Here is a 15,033-nt window from a genome sequence, read left to right on the forward strand (position 1 = left end):
TCCGCCCTTTTTCCGCCGGAGCGGCTGCCCACGAGGCTGCCGGAACCGGCTTTCGGAGGTTCTCATGTCATCTACAACGCAGCCCGCCCTGTTTTCCCTGATCGGCAACACCCCGCTGATCGAAGTGACCCGCATCGACACCGGCCCGTGCCGCCTGTTCCTCAAACTCGAATCGCAAAACCCCGGCGGCTCCATCAAGGACCGCATCGGGCGCGCCATGATCGAAGCGGCTGAAGCCGACGGCAGCCTGAAACCCGGTGGCGTCGTGGTCGAAGCCACCGCCGGCAATACGGGCCTCGGCCTGGCCCTGGTCGCGCGCCTGAAAGGCTACCGCGTGGTGCTGGTCGTGCCCGACAAAATGGCGATCGAAAAAAATCCTGCACCTCAAAGCCTTGGGCGCCGAAATCCACCTGACCCGCTCCGATGTCGGCAAGGGTCATCCGGAGTATTACCAGGATTACGCGGCGCGCCTGGCGCGCGAGATTCCCGGCTCGTGGTTTGCCGACCAGTTCAACAACCCGGCCAACCCGCTCGCACACCAGACTACTACCGGCCCGGAGCTGTGGGAGCAGACCGGCCACGACATCGACGCCATCGTGGTCGGCGTCGGCTCGTCCGGTACCCTGAGCGGTCTGTCGCGCTATTTTGAAACGGTGCAGCCCGACCTGGAATTCGTGCTGGCCGATCCCGAGGGTTCGATCCTGGCCGACTACATCAACACCGGCGTGCTGCGCGACGACGCCGGCTCGTGGGCGGTGGAAGGCATCGGCGAAGACTTCATTCCCGCCATCGCCGACCTGTCGCGCGTGAAAAGCGCCTACACCATCAGCGATGAAGACAGCTTCGGCAGCGCGCGCATGCTGCTGCGCGAAGAAGGCATCCTGGCCGGTTCGTCCAGCGGCACCCTGCTGGCTGCCGCGCTGCGCTACTGCCGCGCGCAGACGACGCCGAAAAACGTGGTTACTTTTGTCTGCGACACCGGCACGCGCTACCTGACCAAGGTGTACAGCGACGGCTGGATGGTCGACCAGGGCCTGCTGCAGCGCCCTGCCCTGGGCGACCTGCGCGACCTGATCGGCCGCCGCTTCGACGATGGCGACGTGGTCACCGTGGCGCCGTCCGACACGCTGCTCACGGCGTTCAACCGCATGCGCAGCGCCGACCTGGCGCAGCTGCCGGTGATCGACAATGGCCGCCTGGCCGGCATCCTCGACGAGTCGGACCTGCTGCTGCATGTGACGGGCGACGCCACCCGCTTTCGCGACCAGGTCGGCAGCACCATGACATCCGAACTGCAGACATTGCGCCCATCCGCCAGCATGGCCGACCTGCGCGATATACTCGACCGCGGCCTGACTGCCGTGATCAGCGACGAAGGCCATTTTTACGGCCTGATTACCCGCTTCGACCTTCTTAACCACTTGCGCAGGACCCTATCGTGAATAAACCCGTGACCGACTCCACCAGCAAAAAACACCTCTCCACGCGCGTGATCCATGGCGGCCAGTCGCCCGATCCGTCGACCGGCGCGGTCATGCCGCCGATCTACGCCACCTCCACCTACGTGCAGGAAAGCCCGGGCGTGCACAAGGGCCTCGATTACGGCCGTTCGCACAACCCGACCCGCTGGGCGCTGGAGCGCTGGGTGGCCGACCTGGAAGGCGGCGCGCAGGCGTTCGCCTTCGCCTCCGGCCTGGCCGCCATTTCGACCGTGCTGGAACTGGCCGACGCCGGCTCGCACATCATCGCCGGCGACGATATGTACGGCGGCACCTACCGCCTGTTCGAGCGCGTGCGCCGGCGCAGCGCGGGCCACGATTTTACGTATGTGGACCTGACCGATCCGGCCGCCCTGCTGGCGGCGCTGCGTCCGGAAACGCGCATGGTGTGGGTCGAAACGCCGACCAACCCGATGCTCAAGCTGGCCGACCTGAAAGCCATCGGCGACATCTGCCGCGCGCGCGGCATCATTTCGGTGTGCGACAACACCTTCGCCAGTCCGATCGTCCAGCGTCCGCTGGAACTGGGCATGGACATCGTGGTGCACTCGACGACCAAGTACATGAACGGCCATTCGGATGTCATCGGCGGCATTGCCGTGGTGGGCGCTGGCGAGCATCAGGCGGCATGGGCCGAGCAGCTGGGCTTTTTGCAAAATTCGGTGGGGGCGATCCAGGGCCCGTTCGACAGCTTCCTGGTCCTGCGCGGCATCAAGACGCTGGCGCTGCGCCTGGAACGCCACTGCGCCAGCGCGCTGGACCTGGCCGAATGGCTGGAGAAAGAGCCGAAGGTCGGCCGGGTGTACTACCCGGGCCTGGCATCGCATCCGCAGCACGCACTGGCCAAGCGCCAGATGAACGGCTTCGGCGGCATCATCTCGCTGCAGCTCAATACCGACCTGGCCGGCGCGCGCCGCTTCCTGGAACGCTGCGAAGTGTTCACCCTGGCCGAGAGCCTGGGCGGCGTCGAAAGCCTGATCGAGCACCCTGCCCTCATGACGCATGCGACCATTCCGCCGGCGCAGCGCGCGCTACTGGGCATCAGCGATGGGCTGGTGCGCCTGTCGGTCGGCGTGGAGCACGTGGAAGACCTGCGCGGCGACTTGCGCGCCGCGCTCGCGGCAATCTGAGGTTTCTCAGCTGCCGGCATCGCCCTCGCAGATGAAGGCGGTGCCGCGCGTGCAGCCGATCAGTGGCTGCGCACCTGGCCGGCGGCCTGCTGGACGTGCACCAGCACGAACTGGCCGGCCTTGAGCGGCGCGAAGCCGACGGTGATGTTGACCACCCCGTGCTCGACATCGTCCTGCGTGGTCGTCTCCGGCCCGCAGCTGACAAAAAAGGCTTCGTGCGGCGCCTTGCCCTGGAACGCGCCCTGGCGGAACAGGCCGACCATGAAGGTGTGGATGCTCAGGCGGACCTGGGCCCATAACTGGTCGTCGTTCGGTTCGAACATCACCCAGCGCGTGCCGCGCACCAGACTCTCTTCGATAAACAGCGCGGTGCGCCGCACCGGCATGCATTTGCACTGCGCGCCATCGGGGTCGTCGTCGTGCAGGGTGCGCGCGCCCCACACAATGCGCCCCGCCCCCGGCATGCTGCGCAGGCAGTTGATGCCGAGCGGGTTGAGCATGGCGCTGTCGCTGTCGCTCACCGGCACGCTCAGTGCCGGCACGCCCACCAGCGTCGTATCCATGCCGACCGGCGCCTTCCACACGCCGCGCTGGTGATCGGTGCGGGCGATAATGCCGGCCACCGCGCCGCACGGCACCAGTCGCGTGAGCCGGCCGCCGCGCTGGTCGACCGGCTGCAGCAGGCGCGGGAAGAACAGCGCGGCATTGCGGCTGCTGGTGCCAAGCGCGGCGACGCCTTCGACGGCGTTGTCGACGTTGTTCCAGGCGGGCGGCGGATCGACCAGGAACATGGCGCGGCGCCGCTCGCAATAGGCGGCCGCTTCGGCCACCAGCGCATCGTCGACGCCGCCGTCGAGCAGGTCGCCGCCGTTGTCGAGGTACGGCGGAATGCACAGCAGATTAAACAGGTCGGCCCGCGCCAGCGCATACAGCCCGGCCCGGGCGGCCAGCTTGCCGCTGCCGATGAACTCCGCCAGGGTGAGCGGCAGTTCGTCGGCCGCGCGGTCGGCCGCGCTCACGCGGGTATTGCTGGTCGCGCCGCTGTCCCAGGCGTCGCCGTGCTCGCCCGCGGGACGCGGATCGCAGGCCGGGCGTTCGGCGGGCAGGCTGCCGTTCATCGTCACCAGGCGCGAAATGCTGCGCAGGACCAGGTCGACCCGGCGCGGGTGGGATGCGCCCACCGACACATTGCGAAATACCTCCACGTGGCCGGTGACGCTGTCGCGCACCGACAGGTTGAAGCTGTGCGGGTCGCCCGAGAGCAGCTCGTGGTCGACGCGCGCCTGCAGCGCATTGCCCCAGGCGCCGGGATCGCGTGCCTGCAGCGTCAGGGCGCCGGCGCGCAGGATGGCGTGGCTGCGCACCACGCCGTGCTGCGGCGCCGGCGCGCGGTACAGGCGCACGATGACGGCTTTGCCGCCGCCATTCAAAAAGAAATCGCGGACGGCGTAGCCCAGGGAGCTGTCGCCCCACAGGCCGCCGAACTGGCGTTTGAATTCGGCGAAACTGGCGATGGCGACCGGTTCGTCGACCGGGCCGCGCAAGGCGCGTCCGACAAATGCGGTGACCGACGTGGCCACACCGGCAATCGGATGCAGCGCGGCGGATAGCTGCTCGGGAGCGGCGCTGGCGTAGCTCAGTGCGGCATGCATGGAGACCTCCTGTTTCGTATTTACATTTACAGCGGCCGTAATTCGCCGCGACCTAGCTATTAGATGCTTCCTGAAAACGATACCTTTGACATTTATCAATAGAGCTAGCGAACTCGGCAATAGTCTTGCGCTATAGGCTTGACAACGCTGCAAACGGAATCAAAACCCGGCGTATTAATGAAACTTAGGCAACGTTTTGGTGCACACACGGTGTGCGTGTTTGCCCACCAACGTTGAGAAATCTATGCAAGACGGGTTAATCCGGCGCTATTAGTCTGGATAAGCTGGCATGCGATGTGCAGATAACCATGCAGATAAGTTGTTTATCCGACAAATGGTGCTGCCATGCATTGCACCATAAAGGATTCGATTGATGACCACGACCGTTCAGATCACCCTCGCCGACCGGGAACACAGGCTTTGGCACTGATGTCGTACTTGCATGTGATATTGCGCCGCTAGCAAGACCGGGTGACCGCTATCGAATATATGCACATCGATCCGGCTTATTGCCGTCATGTGCCGGGATTGGCCACCGCCAGGGAAACCGGCGACGTGCGGCTGATCGGCGCGCATTTGCAAGGCATCGATGCTGGCGAGGCGGGATTGTACGTGGCGACGCTCAAAACGCCGTTGCTGGCACGCGCGCCGCCGGCCCAGCCCATGCCAGCACCGGCGGCGGCCGAGGCGCCGAGGCGCGCTGCGGCAGCCCAGAGCGCGCCTGCCGCCGCCCTGCAAAGCGATGTCGGGCGCCTGCGCTGAGGGCCATTTGCCGCAGCCATAAAAAAAGCCCGCATCGTCTGCGGGCTTTTTGCTTGCTGCCGGTGCTTATTCGATTTCGACCGTTTCCGGTGCCGCCGGTGGAGGAGCAGCGTCGGACTCGGGGAATTCGAGCGTGACCGCATCTTTCTCGTCCATGTCGACCGTGACCCGGCCGCCGCTGACCAGGCGGCCGAACAGCAGTTCGTCGGCCAGCGCCTTGCGGATCATGTCCTGGATCAGGCGCGCCATCGGCCGTGCACCCATCTGCGGATCGAACCCTTTCTTCGCGAGGAACTTGCGCAGTTTCTCGGTGAAGATGGCTTCGACCTTCTTCTCGTGCAGCTGTTCTTCCAGCTGCATGAGGAACTTGTCGACCACGCGCAGGATGATTTCTTCGTCCAGTGCGCGGAAGCTGATGGTGGCGTCGATCCGGTTGCGGAACTCCGGCGTGAACATGCGCTTGATGTCGGCCATCTCGTCGCCCGCCGCCTTGGAGTCGGTAAAGCCCATCGAGCGTTTGGTCAGGCTTTCGGCGCCGGCATTGGTCGTCATGATGATGATCACGTTGCGGAAGTCCGCCTTGCGGCCATTGTTATCGGTCAGCGTGCCATGGTCCATCACCTGCAGCAGGATATTGAAGATATCCGGATGCGCTTTCTCGATCTCGTCGAGCAGCAGCACCGCGTGCGGCTTCTTGGTGATGGCTTCGGTCAGCAAACCACCCTGGTCGAAACCGACGTAGCCCGGCGGCGCGCCGATCAGGCGGCTGACGGCGTGGCGTTCCATGTACTCCGACATGTCGAAGCGAATCAGCTCGATGCCGAGGATGAAGGCCAGCTGCTTGGCCACCTCGGTCTTGCCGACGCCCGTGGGGCCGGAGAACAGGAAGGAACCGATCGGCTTGTCGGTCTTGCCCAGGCCGGCACGCGCCATCTTGATCGCCGACGACAGCGCATCGATGGCAGGCTCCTGGCCGAACACGACGTTGCGCAGGTCGCGGTCAATGGTCTGCAGCTTGCTGCGGTCGTCCTGGTTGACGGTTTGCGGCGGGATGCGCGCGATCTTGGCGATGATGTCCTCGATCTCGGCCTTGCCGATGGTTTTCTTTTGCTTCGACTTCGGCAAGATACGTTGCGCCGCGCCGGCTTCGTCGATGACGTCGATCGCCTTGTCGGGCAGATGACGGTCGTTGATGAAGCGCGCCGCCAGTTCGGCCGCGGTGGAGAGCGCCGACGACGAATACTTCACGCCATGGTGCTCTTCGAAGCGCGACTTGAGGCCGCGCAGGATCTGCACGGTCTGTTCGACGGTCGGCTCGTTGACGTCGACCTTCTGGAAGCGGCGCGACAGCGCGTGGTCTTTCTCGAACACACCGCGAAATTCCGTGTACGTGGTCGCGCCGATGCACTTGAGCTGGCCATTGGCGAGCGCCGGCTTGAGCAGGTTGGACGCGTCGAGCGTGCCGCCCGATGCGGAACCGGCGCCGATGATCGTGTGGATCTCGTCGATGAACAGGATGCCGTGCGGCGTTTCCTTGAGCTGCTTGAGCACGGCCTTGAGGCGCTGCTCGAAGTCGCCGCGGTACTTGGTGCCGGCCAGCAGCGCGCCCATGTCGAGCGAATACACGATGGCATTCTGCAAGATCTCGGGCACTTCTTCCTGCGTGATGCGCCATGCCAGGCCTTCGGCGATCGCGGTCTTGCCGACCCCGGCTTCACCGACGAGCAGCGGATTGTTCTTGCGGCGGCGGCAAAGAATCTGGATGACGCGGTCCACTTCGTCCTCGCGGCCGATCAGCGGATCGATCTTGCCCTCGGCAGCGGCCTTGTTCAGGTTCTGCGTGAACTGGTCGAGCGGACTTTCCTTGGCCTGGCCTTCGACCTGCGCCTCTTCCACGCCTTCGGACGTTTTTTGCGAGTCGACCTGCTGGTCCTTGCGCACACCGTGCGAAATGAAGTTGACCACGTCGAGGCGGGTCACGCCCTGCTGGTGCAGGTAGTAGACCGCGTGCGAGTCTTTTTCGCCGAAGATCGCCACCAGCACGTTGGCGCCGGTGACTTCCTTCTTGCCGTTCGATGCGGACTGAACGTGCATGATGGCGCGTTGAATCACGCGCTGGAAGCCCAGGGTCGGCTGCGTGTCCACCTCGCCCGTGCCAGGCACGGTCGGGGTGTTGTCGCCGATGAAGTTGGTCAGCGTTTTGCGCAGGTCTTCAATGTTGACAGCACAGGCACGCAACACTTCCGCGGCCGATGGATTGTCCAGAAGCGCCAGCAGCAAATGCTCAACGGTGATGAATTCATGCCGTGCTTGCCGAGCTTCGACAAAGGCCATGTGTAAAGAGACTTCCAATTCCTGCGCAATCATACTTCCTCCATCACGCACTGCAGGGGGTGCCCCGCCTTGCGCGCATGCGTTAATACAAACTCCACTTTGGTACACGCTATATCTTTGGAAAACACGCCACACACTCCCTTGCCATGACGATGGACGGACAGCATGATCTGCGTGGCCGTCTCTCGGTCTTTGTTGAAGTATTCCTGGATGACGGCGACCACAAACTCCATGGGCGTGTAGTCATCGTTCAGTAGTGCTACCTGGTACAGCGGCGGCGGCTTGACCGTCTGCCGCTCCAGCAGTTGTTCGGTATCTTGCTTAGTGGCCATACGCTTATTCTAATGCTTTCAACGATGATGCTATGGGTAAATATCAGGGCATTTACATTTGTTTTCCATCTTACGCGTTTTCCGATCTATGCGCAGATGGCGACCCGATTCGGTAAATCAAGAGTTGCTTTTTCGCAGAGTGTGAGGAATTTGGCAATTCCGACGCAAAAGCGCTTGACTTGGATATTTTTTCAACCAACAATGCGGTTATCGACTTGTACTTATGTACTTGTTGATAAGAAGTGAGCAGGCTGAGGAGGGGGCAGAAGCTTCTTGCTTTTATGGCTCGTGTGATTGGTTATAATTTTGAAAGTTCTTTTATGGCAACAGGTACAGTTAAGTGGTTCAATGATTCCAAAGGTTTTGGCTTCATCACTCCAGATGACGGCGGCGAAGATTTGTTCGCGCACTTTTCCGCAATCAACATGAACGGTTTCAAGACCCTCAAAGAAGGTCAAAAAGTTCAATTCGAAGTCACGCAAGGCCCTAAAGGCAAGCAAGCTTCCAACATCCAGGCTGCATAAGCAATCCCCGATGTGAAAAACCCCGCTTCCGAGCGGGGTTTTTTTATCCCCGATTCTTCCCCGATGCTTCCCGCATGACGATCATCTTACAGCTTCTCGGCCTTGCCGACCTGCGCACGCTTGCCGCGTCGCGCATTCCCGACCGCCTGGCCGCCCGCGCCGCCGCCGGCGCCCTGCCGCCCGCCTTTGTCGCGCAGCGCGCGCTCGGCCTGCTGGAAGCGGGCGAAAGCGCCGGCTGGTGCGCCAGCTTCCTGATCCTGCGCGCCCACGACGAGATGGTGGTCGGCGCCTGCGGATTCAAGGATATTCCCGTCGACGGCCAGGTCGAGATCGGCTATGGCGTCGCGCCCGCGTGCCGCGGCCAGGGCATCGCCACGGCTGCCGTGCGCGAACTGGCGCGCATCGCCTTTGCCGACAGCGCGGTACAACGGGTGCTGGCGCAGATCGACCAGGACAATACGCCCTCTTCGCGCGTCGCCGCCCGGCTCGGCTTCGCCGCCGGCCACACGCTCATCGATGCCGACGGCGATCGCCTGGTGCAGTGGGTGCTCGGCAAGCCTGCCTGATCAGGTTTTTTCAAACGCCGCCATCTGGTCGCGCAAGGCTTTCTGGAAGGCCGGACGCGCCTCGCAGCGCAGCTGGTAAGCCTTGAGCGTGGGATAGTCGTCGACAATCGTGGTGTGGCGCAGGAGGCGCAGCACCGTGGTCATCATCAGGTCGCCCGCGCTGAACGCGCCGTCCAGGTACTCGCGCTCGCCCAGCCACGCCGCCAGCTGCGCCAGGCGCTTGTGCACCTCCTCGAGCGCACCCGCGCGGCGCAGTTTGGCCCACTCCTCATCGGCGAAAAACAGGTCGATCGCGGCCAGTTGCTGCAGTGGTATCTCGACGGTATTGAGCGCCGCGAAAATCCAGGTGGTCGCCCGCGCCCGGCCGGCATCATCCCTGGGAAACAGGGCGCCGCTGCGCTGCGCGATGTGCAGCACGATGGCGCCCGACTCGAACATCGTCAGATCGCCATCCTGCATCATCGGCACCTGCCCGAAGGGCTGCAGCGCGAGGTAGTCCGGCGAGCGCTGGTCCGGTGGGCCGATCAGGCGGGTTTCATACAGCAGGCCGGCCTCTTCCAGCGCCCAGCGCACGCGCAAATCGCGCACCACGCCCTGGGCAAAGGGCGGAACGTACTGAAAAGCACTAATCGTCAACACGGCGGCATTCTCCGAAAATAGGATCTTGTTCAAGATCATAAACCGTTCCGCGCCAGCGCGCGCCACCCGCGGCTGGCGGCGCGCCGTTCCTTCTCCTTACATCACGTTAATACTCTGCACCGCGCGCGACTCGGGTGTGCCCGGTGCGTAGCTGTTGACACACACGACAGTCCAAAAATATTCGCCGGTCACCAGATTCAGTGGCCCAAAGCGCATCGCTGCCGGGGCCTTCTTGTTCTCGTACCACACCTCGAAGAACTCCACCGGCAGACGGCGCTGCGCCTCCACCGTGCAGCGGGTGGCATTGGTGGCCTGGTAGCACACGGTGACGGGCACGGTCGGCTGCATCATGTGGCTGCTGTGTGGTGGCATGGCGACGCCGTCGATGCTGAAAGTGATGAGCGGCTCCAGGCCGCGCGCCACCCGGGCCGAGGCGCTGGCGCTATTGGTCTCGCCGTTGGCGCCGCGGCACTCCACATCCCAGCGGTGCGTGCCCGGAGCGCGCGTCACCCTGCCCCAGTTGAAGGTGCTCGGGCCGGCCAGCTTCTGCTCGACCAGATTGTCATCGACATAGGCGCGCATGTCGCAGCTTTGCGCACCGACCGCATCGTAGCGCAGCTCGAAGGCGCTGGTGGCTGTGAGCGCCGGATTGGGCGCCACGCCGAGCATGGGCGGGTTGGCCGCCGACAGCTGGTTGCCGATCTTGAATTCGACGCTCGGCTTGGCCTTGTGCGCCGCGCCGGCGATGCTCGCCACCCGCAGCGGCGTGCCCTGGGTGAGCGCGCCGCCGCTGACCAGGCGCGCGCGGATCGCGTTTTCCACCTCGCCCGGCGTGCGCAGGGTCGGCGTGGTTTCGATCAGGCGCGCGGCCAGCGCGGTCACGTGGGGCGCCGCCCACGAAGTGCCGGAACTGACCACATAGGTCGAGGCGTAGCTGTTCATCCAGGTCGACCTGACGTACTTGCCAGGCGCCCAGGCATCGACGCAATTGCCGAAATTCGATCCCATTTCGATCGCCCCCTTGGGGTCGGGCGGCGGGAAGGCGCCAGTGCCATTCAAAGGCTGCGCCGGCTGGCCATTGCTATCGATCGCGCCGACCACCAGCGCGCCGTCCGACGGCAGACGATCATTGAAGCTGTAATGGCAGGCGTCGCGGTAGCGGTTGCCGGCCGACTGCACGAACACCGCGCCACGGTAGCCGGTGGCGCTGTCCGGCGCGATCAGTGCACGCACGCTCTTCTGGAAAGCGGCGACCAGGGGCATGCGGTCGGGCGGCAGGTTGACCATCTGGAAGTTACTCGACAAATTGACCACGCCCATGCGGCCCTCGGCCTGGATGCGGCGCTTGGCTTCGTCCAGTGCGGCAATCACATTGGCGAAGCTGTTGCTGCCCGCAGCGCACGTCGGGTCGCCGTAAGCGAGCGAGACCAGCCTGCGCCGGCGTTGACCCCGGTAACGCCGACGTGATCGTTCTTGGCTGCGATGATGCCGGCGACGAAAGTCGCATGCGGATACTTGCCGATCGAGCAGGCGCCGGGAGCATTCCAGCGCGCGCTGACCGGCACATCGACATGGTTGCCGATGCCGCTGTCGATCACATACACGGTGGCGGCGCCGTTACTGGCCGCGCTGCCGCCAACGGCCTGCACGCCCCACGGCAAGGTGCTGGCGCCAACCTGCACGTCGGCCCACACCGAATTCGCGCTGGCGTCCGCCTGCATGTTGGGCGACACCGCCTTGATGCGCGCATCGCGCCGCAGCGCCGCCACCTGCTGCTCGGTCAGATAGGCGGCGAAGCCCTGCAGGGTGTGGCTGTAGGCATGGGTGGCGGCGACCCGGTGCGCCGCTTCGACCTCGTGCAGCAGGCGCATCACCTTGCCGTCGTGTTCGGCGTCTGAAGCGCGGGTCGCTGACCGCCTTGGCCGCATAGCGCTGCACGGCCGTATCTGCGAACAGGACGATGTAATGGGTGCTGCCGGCTTCGTTGCGGATCGGCGCCAGCAGCGCCGCCGTTCTGGGCGCTGGCGACCGCGGGCAGCACGGCCGCTCCGATCACAGTGCTCACCACCATTGCACACACACGTTTGCCAATTACTTTTGTCATTTTTTCCTTGTATTGGTCAGCAGATTCCATCAGGTGAATCATGCAGGTTGAGTTGTTTAAATATCAACAACAAGGAAAGTATGATCAAATTGCCATTCCAACATTCTTACATTTTTGGAAATATATTATCCACGCGCGGGCAAGTATGGCGCGGCCCCATCGTAGCTCTGCGGCCCGCTCCTCGCCAATTTTCGCGGCGTCAAAGCGGCTCGTCGTTGTAGCGGATTTGCATGCCATCGAACACGCGTATGTCCAAATCGGCATAGGGGCGGCCAGTATAACTGGCCGGTCCCCTGCCACACCACCCGGCATGCGGGACTGCACCGGGCGGTTCGAGTAGTTGAGGTCAGGACAGGCGAGGTACGCCAAGTCTATCGAAATAAGCTATTGTGAGGACTGTTTTCAGCAGTCGATCCGCGTTTCGCCACCAGCAGCGGCTATTTGCCGCTACCTGCTTTGCGACCGATGCCGCCGCCCCAAGCCCGAGCAATTCCCGATACATGGTTTTCCCGCGCTTCCAGTGCTTGAGCTGAATCGCTCTGAGCCTGTGGCGCAACCATTCATCGAGTTTCTTCCAGACCTTTGGGGTTTGGGCCAACTTGAAGTACCCTTTCCAGCCAAGCATGTAGGAGCGCAGTTTGTCGACGGTCTGGGCCATGCTGCGGCCGCAGGAGCGCCTCGTCAGTTCACGTATTCGCTGTTTGAATGTTGCAAGCGGCTTGTCCGCGACCTTCAGTTTCACCACTTTCCCACTTGCCACCCACAGGCTGTAACCGAGGAATTTGCGGCCAAATGCACTGGCCACCGCACTCTTGCCTTCGTTGACCACGAGGTGCAACTTAGCATAGCACCGGCGCAACAGCACCATCACCCGCTCGCCAGCACGTTTGCTGCGAACGTACACGTTCGCTCGTCGGCGTAGCGCGCAAAGCAATGGCCGCGCCGTTCCAGTTCCTTGTCCACGTCATCGAGCAGGACGTTCGCCAGCAGCGGCGAGAGCGGCCCGCCTTGCGGCGTGCCCTCGTGCCGCGACTGCACCACGCCATGGTCCATGATGCCGCTGTTGAGGTAGGCACGAATCAGCCGGATCACCCCGGCGTCGTCGATGCGTTTCCGCAAGCGGTCGATCAGGATGTCGTGGTTGACCCGGTCGAAGAACTTCGACAGGTCCACGTCCACCACGATCCGCCGTCCCGACTGCACGTACGCGCGCGCGGCAAGGACCGCGTCCTGCGCACGCCGGCCCGGACGGAAACCGTAGCTGTGCTCACTGAATGTGGGATCAAGAATCGGTTGCAGCACCTGGAGCAGTGCTTGCTGGATCACGCGATCCGTCACCGTCGGGATGCCGAGCTCGCGCTCGCCACCATCGGGCTTCGGAATCGTCACCCTGCGTACCGGGCTGGGCCGGTACGTCCCCGCCAGCAGTTGTTCACGTATCTCCGGCCAAGCCACAGCCAGATCAAGCTTCGTCGCTGGAAGTTGTAGCCAAGGCTTCACCCTGACCGATGGCTTCCCGCCCCGCTGACGCGGGCATCTGACGCATTGCCTGTTGTATCGACATGCCGGATAACACTCCTACTCGTTCAGTCCTTCGTCGGCGGGGTCAAGCCTTCCCGGCCCTACCACCAACTACTATGACCTCTGCTGAGACCCTGCTACGGCAATGCCGCCGTCCTTTCAGACGTGAGGCAGGGCGTCCCCAGGTAAGGGCCGCACTCCTTCATCACACAACCGCCGCATCTACGCCACTTCGCCTTGACCACAAGAGCTTCGCGAATATTAGCCCGCTCGCCCTGCTCGGCAGCGCCTTCTATGCAGTTCGTGTACCTCGGCTCATGATTTACGCTCCACGCTTCCTCTCCACGGTCGATTACTCTTCCGCAGTTGCGCTTCACTTCGCTCGCTGTGGTCAGCTCGCGGCGGGACTTGCACCCACAGGAGTACGCCCATGCTGGGCGCACTAATAAAAAAGCCCCGTCCTCTTGCGAGAACGGGGCCATCGCGCCGCGCCTGAGCGCAGCGGCAATCTTACATCTGCTCGATCATCACATCGCCGAAACCGGAGCACGACACTTGGGTCGCGCCTTCCATCAGGCGGGCGAAGTCGTAGGTGACCTTTTTCGAGGCGATCGATTTCTGCATCGACGAGATGATCAGGTCAGCCGCTTCCAGCCAGCCCATGTGACGCAGCATCATTTCAGCGGACAGGATCAGCGAACCCGGGTTCACATAGTCCTTGCCTGCGTACTTCGGCGCGGTGCCGTGGGTCGCTTCGAACATGGCCACCGAGTCCGACAGGTTGGCGCCAGGAGCGATACCGATACCGCCCACTTGCGCTGCCAGCGCGTCGGAAATGTAGTCGCCGTTCAGGTTCAGGGTCGCGATGACGCTGTACTCTGCCGGACGCAACAGGATCTGCTGCAGGAACGCATCGGCGATCGAATCCTTGACGATGATGTCCTTGCCGGTCTTCGGATTCTTGAACTTGCACCATGGGCCGCCATCGATCAGCTCAGCGCCGAACTCTTTCTGTGCCAGTGCGTACGCCCAGTCGCGGAAGCCGCCTTCGGTGTACTTCATGATGTTACCTTTGTGAACGATCGTCACGGAAGGCTTGTCGTTGTCGACCGCGTACTGGATCGCCTTGCGCACCAGGCGCTCGGTGCCTTCGATCGACACTGGCTTGATGCCCAGGCCCGAGGTTTCAGGGAAGCGGATCTTGGTAACGCCCATTTCCTTGATCAGGAAATCCATCAGTTTCTTGGCGCCTTCGGAACCTTGCTGGTATTCGATACCGGCGTAGATGTCTTCCGAGTTTTCGCGGAAGATGACCATGTCGGTCTTCTCTGGCTCACGCACTGGCGAAGGCACGCCGGTGAAGTAGCGCACTGGACGCAGGCAGACATACAGGTCGAGCTGCTGGCGCAGGGCGACGTTGAGCGAACGGATGCCGCCGCCGACCGGGGTCGTCAACGGACCCTTGATCGACACAACGTAGTCCTTCAGCACTTGCAGGGTTTCTTCCGGCAGCCACACGTCCGGGCCGTACACGGTGGTCGATTTCTCGCCAGCATAGATTTCCATCCAGCTGATCTTGCGCTTGCCGCCGTAGGCCTTGGCCACGGCTGCGTCGATGACCTTGATCATGACAGGGCTGATATCGACGCCGGTGCCATCGCCTTCGATGTAGGGAATGACTGGATTATCTGGTACATTCAGCGAAAAATCGGCATTGACCGAGATTTTTTGGCCGTCAGCAGGTACTTTGATATGTTGATACATCGTGATCTCCGAAGTGGACGCATAGCAGGCAGCAACATTGTTGCGTCTGTCAGGCATGGTCTGCAATCTGAATTGGTTACTATAAATACAACGAGAGTTGTAGTCTTCTATAAGACATAAGACGCGCGTTTCATATTATGCACCAGTATTTTACTAGGCGCTACGGTTTTGCGACACTAACAAATGGCTCTCCAGCCGTGCGGCCA

At 62.9% G+C, this 15,033-nt stretch carries 11 protein-coding genes and 2 pseudogenes; 5 read left to right on the top strand and 8 right to left on the bottom strand.

Features of this window, described 5'->3' with window-relative positions; genetic code table 11:
- Nucleotides 1-64 precede the first annotated feature (64 nt).
- Nucleotides 65-1,442, top strand: a pseudogene (locus CR152_RS31245) (pyridoxal-phosphate dependent enzyme).
- Entirely contained in the window at nt 1,439-2,629 is a 1,191-nt protein-coding gene (locus tag CR152_RS31250; RefSeq protein ID WP_229413732.1) for a trans-sulfuration enzyme family protein, read from the top strand. Before CR152_RS31245 ends, CR152_RS31250 begins: the two are co-directional and overlap by 4 nt.
- A 59-nt stretch (nt 2,630-2,688) precedes the next feature.
- Here the strand turns inward: CR152_RS31250 and CR152_RS31255 are convergent, their stop codons facing one another.
- A complete protein-coding gene (locus CR152_RS31255; RefSeq protein WP_099881535.1) occupies nt 2,689-4,281 on the bottom strand; it encodes a phage tail sheath family protein in 1,593 nt (530 codons plus the stop codon).
- 471 nt (nt 4,282-4,752) lie between these two features.
- Between CR152_RS31255 and CR152_RS31260 the strand changes: the two genes are divergently transcribed.
- Nucleotides 4,753-5,043 (top strand): hypothetical protein, encoded by a 291-nt coding sequence (locus CR152_RS31260; RefSeq protein ID WP_099881537.1) that lies wholly within the window; start codon nt 4,753-4,755, stop codon nt 5,041-5,043.
- A 66-nt stretch (nt 5,044-5,109) separates the two neighbouring features.
- Here CR152_RS31260 and clpA read toward each other — a convergent pair whose 3' ends face one another.
- A complete protein-coding gene (gene clpA, locus CR152_RS31265; protein WP_099881539.1) occupies nt 5,110-7,410 on the bottom strand; it encodes an ATP-dependent Clp protease ATP-binding subunit ClpA in 2,301 nt (766 codons plus the stop codon).
- Complete coding sequence (clpS, locus tag CR152_RS31270; protein WP_099881541.1) at nt 7,407-7,709, bottom strand: ATP-dependent Clp protease adapter ClpS; 303 nt, start codon at nt 7,707-7,709, stop codon at nt 7,407-7,409. The genes clpA and clpS overlap by 4 nt, the downstream gene beginning before the upstream one ends.
- Nucleotides 7,710-8,029: 320 nt before the next feature.
- On the opposite strand from clpS, the gene cspE reads away from it, so the two are divergent.
- Nucleotides 8,030-8,233, top strand: a complete 204-nt coding sequence (gene cspE / locus CR152_RS31275) for a transcription antiterminator/RNA stability regulator CspE (protein WP_010395943.1) — start codon at nt 8,030-8,032, stop codon at nt 8,231-8,233.
- Between the two features lie 74 nt (nt 8,234-8,307).
- A complete protein-coding gene (locus CR152_RS31280; protein WP_099881543.1) occupies nt 8,308-8,799 on the top strand; it encodes a GNAT family N-acetyltransferase in 492 nt (163 codons plus the stop codon).
- Here the strand turns inward: CR152_RS31280 and CR152_RS31285 are convergent, their stop codons facing one another.
- From CR152_RS31285 to icd, 5 genes and pseudogenes are all read right to left on the bottom strand, one after another.
- Nucleotides 8,800-9,471 (bottom strand): glutathione S-transferase family protein, encoded by a 672-nt coding sequence (locus tag CR152_RS31285; protein ID WP_229413734.1) that lies wholly within the window; start codon nt 9,469-9,471, stop codon nt 8,800-8,802.
- 63 nt (nt 9,472-9,534) lie between these two features.
- Entirely contained in the window at nt 9,535-10,809 is a 1,275-nt protein-coding gene (locus CR152_RS31290) for a S8 family serine peptidase (RefSeq protein ID WP_099881546.1), read from the bottom strand.
- On the bottom strand, nt 10,806-11,366 hold the full coding sequence (locus CR152_RS31295; protein ID WP_099881548.1) for a protease inhibitor I9 family protein: 561 nt from the start codon (nt 11,364-11,366) through the stop codon (nt 10,806-10,808). The genes CR152_RS31290 and CR152_RS31295 overlap by 4 nt, the downstream gene beginning before the upstream one ends.
- Before the next feature lie 522 nt (nt 11,367-11,888).
- A pseudogene (gene ltrA / locus CR152_RS31300) lies at nt 11,889-13,106 on the bottom strand (group II intron reverse transcriptase/maturase).
- A 467-nt stretch (nt 13,107-13,573) separates the two neighbouring features.
- Entirely contained in the window at nt 13,574-14,827 is a 1,254-nt protein-coding gene (gene icd / locus CR152_RS31310; protein ID WP_099882967.1) for an NADP-dependent isocitrate dehydrogenase, read from the bottom strand.
- Nucleotides 14,828-15,033: the final 206 nt, after the last annotated feature.

The sequence above is a fragment of the Massilia violaceinigra genome, from assembly GCF_002752675.1.
GTDB lineage: Bacteria > Pseudomonadota > Gammaproteobacteria > Burkholderiales > Burkholderiaceae_D > Telluria_A > Telluria_A violaceinigra.

Excerpts from the sequence above, each read along its gene's own strand:
- CR152_RS31255 (WP_099881535.1), bottom strand. The coding sequence starts at position 4,281 with ATGCATGCCGCACTGAGCTACGCCAGCGCCGCTCCCGAGCAGCTATCC.
- clpA (WP_099881539.1), bottom strand. The coding sequence starts at position 7,410 with ATGATTGCGCAGGAATTGGAAGTCTCTTTACACATGGCCTTTGTCGAA.
- clpS (WP_099881541.1), bottom strand. The coding sequence starts at position 7,709 with ATGGCCACTAAGCAAGATACCGAACAACTGCTGGAGCGGCAGACGGTC.
- cspE (WP_010395943.1), top strand. The coding sequence starts at position 8,030 with ATGGCAACAGGTACAGTTAAGTGGTTCAATGATTCCAAAGGTTTTGGC.
- CR152_RS31280 (WP_099881543.1), top strand. The coding sequence starts at position 8,308 with ATGACGATCATCTTACAGCTTCTCGGCCTTGCCGACCTGCGCACGCTT.
- CR152_RS31295 (WP_099881548.1), bottom strand. The coding sequence starts at position 11,366 with ATGCGGCCAAGGCGGTCAGCGACCCGCGCTTCAGACGCCGAACACGAC.
- icd (WP_099882967.1), bottom strand. The coding sequence starts at position 14,827 with ATGTATCAACATATCAAAGTACCTGCTGACGGCCAAAAAATCTCGGTC.